This window comes from Chloroflexota bacterium (genome assembly GCA_015478725.1).
Classification (GTDB): domain Bacteria; phylum Chloroflexota; class Limnocylindria; order Limnocylindrales; family CSP1-4; genus C-114.
Genome location: JADMIG010000062.1, coordinates 1 through 4374, shown reverse-complemented (window position 1 = coordinate 4374; position 4374 = coordinate 1). Strand labels below are relative to the sequence as shown.

Here is a 4374-nt window from a genome sequence, read left to right as displayed (position 1 = left end):
GCGCCCTGACCGGCCGCGCAGCGCCCTGACCGGCCGCGCAGCGCCCTGACCGGCCCTTCCCCGGGCGTGGATACTGTGGTCAGCCCGTCGAGGCCATGCACGACGAGGAGCGGAGTGACTGAGCGCCCCACCGATGAGCCGCGCCACATCCTGGTGACGCACCCGGCATCCGGCGTCGGCCTCGTCACGCTCGATCGGCCGGCCCAGCTCAACGCCCTCAATGCGGCGCTCATGCGGCAGCTCGCCGAGGCGCTCGAGGCGCTCGACGCGGACGCCGCCGTTCGCTGCATCGTCATCACCGGAGCCGGCGATCGGGCGTTCGCGGCCGGGGCGGACATCCGCGAGCTCGTCGACGAAACGGCCGCGAGCCTCGAGGCCGGCCATACCTTCGACGCATGGGACGTCGTGGCCCGCATCCGGACGCCCATCGTGGCCGCCGTCCGCGGCTTTGCCCTCGGCGGCGGCTGCGAGCTGGCGATGAGCTGCGACATGATCGTGGCCGGCGACGACGCGCGGTTCGGGCAACCGGAGATCCGGATCGGCGTCATGCCTGGTGCCGGCGGGACCCAGCGCCTCACCCGCGCGATCGGCAAGGCGAAGGCGATGGAACTGCTGCTCACGGGTCGAACCATCGGGGCCCGGGAGGCGGATGCACTCGGCCTCGTGACCACCGTCGTGCCCGCGGAGGCCACTCTCGAGGCGGCCCTCGAGCTGGCCGGGCGGGTGGCGGCCGGACCGCAGCTCGCGATCCAGGCGACCACGATGGCGGTCGATCTGGCCTATGTCCTGCCGCTGTCGGATGCCGTCGAAGCCGAGCGCCGATCGTTCTTCGGCCTGTTCGGGACGTCCGACCAGGGCGAAGGGATGCGGGCGTTCATCGAGCGGCGCGAACCACGCTGGAGCGGTCGCTAGTGCGCGACGACGGAGCGAGAGGAGGACCGATGGAACGGGACTTCGGCGGCCAGGACCTCGGGGACGAACCGGCGGGCGCTCTGCGGGACGCGCCGCCGGACATCCACACGCCGATCGACGCGAACGCGCCGGTGAGCGGTCACGCGGCGCTCGTCCACGAGCCGGGGGCGGGTGTCGCGCTCACGCCCGAATACGACTTCGACACGGCCGCGCCGCTCCTCATGCCGGCCCTGCGGCCCGTTGGCACGACGGGCACGCCGATCGCGGACCTCCCAGCGGACCGCCCGTCGTCCACCCAGCCGCACACCCAGCCACTCCTCGACGAGGGTCCCTGCGGGCTGCCGGTGGTCTACACGATCGCCGGTGGCGGCTTCGATGTCGTCGTCAACGGCGACCATCTCCTGTCGTGGGGGGTCAGGGTGGGCGATGTCCAGGAGACCGCGCTCGCGAACCTCAGCGCCTGGTCGGATGGGGCACCATGGACGGACGAGGTCTCCGGCGATCGGCGGCTCCTCTCGTCCGATACGGGGGGCGGCCACGACGCGGCGCGGATCCTCCTGCCGTCCGTCCGCGCGCACCTCGCCCGGGAGCTCGGCGCGGCGGGACGCGTCCTCATCGGCCTTCCCGAGCGCCATCTCCTCCTGGCGGGCACCCTCCGCGACGGCGACGCCGAATTCGCCGGCCTGTTCGCCGACTTCGTGCTCGAGCATTCGGGCGGCGCCGACGAACCGATCGACCGCCGGGTCTTCGAGCTCGTCGACGGGAACCTCGTCGAATTCGGCGGCTGATGGCGGGTCCAGCGCGAGGCGAGGAGGCCATCGAGACGACCGGGCGCCCGGCCACGGTCAGGCTCGAGGTCGCCGACGAGGTCGCGACGATCACGCTCGCCCGGCCCGGGGCACTCAACGCCCTCGACCGAACGATGCGCGAGGAACTGCTCGCCGCATTCCGTTCGGTCGACCGCGACCGTGCGGTCCGCGCCGTGATCCTCACCGCGGAGGGTCGCGCGTTCTGCGCCGGGCAGGATCTGCGAGAGTCCTTCGGTGGTGCCGCGCCGTCGCTGACGGAGGAGATCCGGGAGCGCTACAACCCGCTCATCCTGGCGATCCATCGGTGCTCGAAGCCGGTCATCGGTGCGATCAACGGCACCGCGGCGGGCGCGGGGTTCTCGCTCGCCCTGGCCTGCGACATCCGGATCGCGGCGGCGAGCGCGACGCTCGTCCTCGCCTTCGGGCGGATCGGGCTCGTGCCGGACAGCGGCGTCAGCTGGTTCCTGCAGCGACTGCTCGGGAGCGCACGGGCGGCGGAGCTCGCCCTCGTCGGCGATGCGCTCATGGCGATCGAGGCGGAGCGGATCGGGCTCGTCTCACACGTGGTGCCAGACGAGGCGCTGGACGCGGAGGCGCGAGCCCTCGCGTTGCGGCTGGCGGCAGGATCGCCGCGCGCCCTCGCCCTCACCAAACGCGCTCTCGCCTTCGCGGCCGAGTCCACACTCGAGGTCGCCCTCGAGTACGAGGCATGGCTCCAGGGTGTGGCCGGGGCATCGGCGGACCATGCCGAGGGCCTGGCTGCCTTCCGCGAGAAGCGGCCGCCGCGGTTCACCGGCGAGTAGCAGGACGAGACGCCCCGGGTCCCGACCCCGGCCCTGGTCCCGGCCCTGGTCCCGACCCCGGCCCTGGTCCCGACCCCGGCCCTGCCCCGGGTCCCGACCCGCGTCCCCGTTGTCTCATGCGCTCACCGGTGGAACGTTCGACACGACCCGATCCTCCGGATGGCGTTGCCGGCGCGTCCGTCACGCTCGGCGGGGCATGATCCGCCGCGTTTCGGGTCCTCGAAGCGGCGTGGACGCGCACGAACGTTCCGTGGATGAGCGCATGTGAGATGGCGAGCGCCGAACCCGCACGAACGTTCCGTGGATGAGCGCATGTGACTCAGCTCACACGGAGCTCACACGGAGCGCACCCGGAGCGCACCCAGAGCTCACACGGAAGCGCACACGGAGCACACGCGGAGCACACGCGGAGCGCCGATGTCGTGCCCATGACGCGACCCCGCGTCGCTCGGTTGACGGTCTGCCACGAGGCGCGTAGCGTCGGACCATGACGGATCCCCTCGCCCTCGATCCCGTGCTGCCCGAGCGGGAGCGGGCGGCGCCGCGGCGGCCGGACGAATCGTCGGCGGAGCACGACGAACGCCACGAGCGGTTCGTCGCCCGCGTCCAGGCGGGTGGCACGGTCGAGGCGACCGACTGGATGCCGGACGAATACCGTCAGGGCGTGCTCCGCTTCGTCGAGATGCACGCGAACAGCGAGCTCATGGGCGTCCTTCCGGAGCGTGAATGGATCCTTCGCGCCCCCACCCTCCGCCGCAAGCTCGCCCTCACGGCGAAGATCCAGGACGAGGTCGGCCACGCCCAGCTTCTGTACCGGGTGGCCGAGGATCTCGGCAAGTCGCGCGAGGCGATGATAGAGGACCTGCTCGCCGGGCGGACGAAGTTTCACAACGTCTTCCACTACCCGACCCGAACGTGGGCCGATGTCGGGATCATCGCCTGGCTCATCGATGCGGCGGCGATCGTCGCCCAGCAGGCGCTCCGGGACAGCAGCTACGGGCCGTACGCCCGGACGATGCGGAAGATCTGCTGGGAGGAGTCGGTCCACATCATGCACGGACGGGACGTCGTCGTGACGCTCATGGCCGGCACGGCGGTGCAGCGGGCGATGGTCCAGGAAGCCCTCGATCGGTGGTGGGGTCCGCTCATGCAGATGCATGGCCCACGCACGCCGCGCGAGCAGGATCGCGACCTGTACTGGCGGATCAAGGCGAAGACCTCCGAGGAGCTCCGCCAGGAATTCCTCTCGATCTACGTGCCGAGATTGCTCGAGCTCGGCCTCACGCTCCCCGATCCCGAGCTCCGATCCGACAGCGGGACGGGCGAGTGGCGCTACAGCGAGCCGGACTGGGCCGAACTCCGCACGGTCGTCACGAACCATGGCCCGATGTCCGCCGAACGGCTCGCCTTCCGCCGCGCGGCATGGGACGAGTCGGCCTGGGTGCGGACCGCGATCCTCGCCGCGCCGGTCGCGGCAGCGTGAATCGGATGACGGAGGACCGCGCGCCGACCCCGCTCGAGCCGTGGGAGGTCTTCCGGCGGGAGAAGGACGGCGATCCGATGCGCCACGGCGGCTCCGTGCTCGCTCCGGACGCCGAGCTCGCCGTCCACTATGCGCGGGAGCTCTTCGGTCGTCGCCAGGAGAGCGATCGCCTCTGGGTCGTGCGGCGGGCCGACATCGTGGAGCTCAGCGATCCGGACCTGCTTCAGCCGCCGCTCGATCGATCCTTCAAGAAGCCCGGCGGCTACGTCATGCGAGAGAAGCTCGCCGCGGCGCGGGAACGGACCGGCCGGCCCGAGCGCCCGGGAGCGGCCGAGCGCCCGGGAGCGGCCGAGCGCCCGGGAGCGGC

At 72.0% G+C, this 4374-nt stretch carries 5 protein-coding genes; all 5 read left to right on the top strand.

Annotated elements, in window-relative coordinates; translation table 11 throughout:
• Window positions 1–147: 147 nt before the first annotated feature.
• A complete protein-coding gene (locus IVW53_15610) occupies window positions 148–912 on the top strand; it encodes an enoyl-CoA hydratase/isomerase family protein (GenBank protein ID MBF6606993.1) in 765 nt (254 codons plus the stop codon).
• A gap of 29 nt (window positions 913–941) precedes the next feature.
• Window positions 942–1700: a hypothetical protein gene (locus IVW53_15605; protein ID MBF6606992.1), complete on the top strand. Its 759-nt coding sequence runs from the start codon at window positions 942–944 to the stop codon at window positions 1698–1700.
• A complete protein-coding gene (locus IVW53_15600) occupies window positions 1700–2524 on the top strand; it encodes an enoyl-CoA hydratase/isomerase family protein (protein MBF6606991.1) in 825 nt (274 codons plus the stop codon). Before IVW53_15605 ends, IVW53_15600 begins: the two co-directional genes overlap by 1 nt.
• 487 nt (window positions 2525–3011) lie before the next feature.
• Window positions 3012–4007: a 1,2-phenylacetyl-CoA epoxidase subunit A gene (paaA, locus tag IVW53_15595; protein MBF6606990.1), complete on the top strand. Its 996-nt coding sequence runs from the start codon at window positions 3012–3014 to the stop codon at window positions 4005–4007.
• A gap of 5 nt (window positions 4008–4012) precedes the next feature.
• Window positions 4013–4374 (top strand): hypothetical protein (locus IVW53_15590; protein ID MBF6606989.1); only part of this gene is annotated, 362 nt, incomplete at its 3' end.

Bases quoted from the DNA above. Each gene is read 5' to 3' on its own strand.
- IVW53_15605 (MBF6606992.1), top strand. From the start codon at position 942: ATGGAACGGGACTTCGGCGGCCAGGACCTCGGGGACGAACCGGCGGGC.
- IVW53_15600 (MBF6606991.1), top strand. From the start codon at position 1,700: ATGGCGGGTCCAGCGCGAGGCGAGGAGGCCATCGAGACGACCGGGCGC.
- paaA (MBF6606990.1), top strand. From the start codon at position 3,012: ATGACGGATCCCCTCGCCCTCGATCCCGTGCTGCCCGAGCGGGAGCGG.